The organism is Shewanella sp. T24-MNA-CIBAN-0130, from assembly GCF_040310185.1.
Taxonomy (GTDB): domain Bacteria; phylum Pseudomonadota; class Gammaproteobacteria; order Enterobacterales; family Shewanellaceae; genus Shewanella; species Shewanella psychromarinicola.
This window is the reverse complement of the sequence record NZ_JBEOPP010000539.1, coordinates 1-239: the sequence shown is the minus strand read 5'-3', so window position 1 is coordinate 239 and position 239 is coordinate 1. Positions and strand designations below refer to the sequence as shown.

At 73.2% G+C, this 239-nt stretch carries 1 protein-coding gene; it reads right to left on the bottom strand.

The genetic code is table 11. From position 1 onward, the window contains the following. Positions 1–44: 44 nt before the first annotated feature. A partial coding sequence (locus AAEZ02_RS23420) for a hypothetical protein (protein ID WP_351125628.1) occupies positions 45–239 on the bottom strand: 195 nt, incomplete at its 5' end.

Here is a 239-nt window from a genome sequence, read left to right as displayed (position 1 = left end):
CCCGCTGACGGGATAAAGAGACAGACTAAAAGCATAAGCCCGATTCACTGAAGCACATAAACGCGTCCAGCCCGCCCCCCCCCCCCCCCACCACCCACCCCACCCCCCCCCCCCCGACCCCCCCCCCCCCCCCCCCCCCCCCCCCCCCCCGCCCCCCCCCCGCCGCGCGGCCCCCGCACCCGACGCCCCAGCAACACATCGACATCGCCGGCCCTAACTTCACACCAGCGATATCGCGT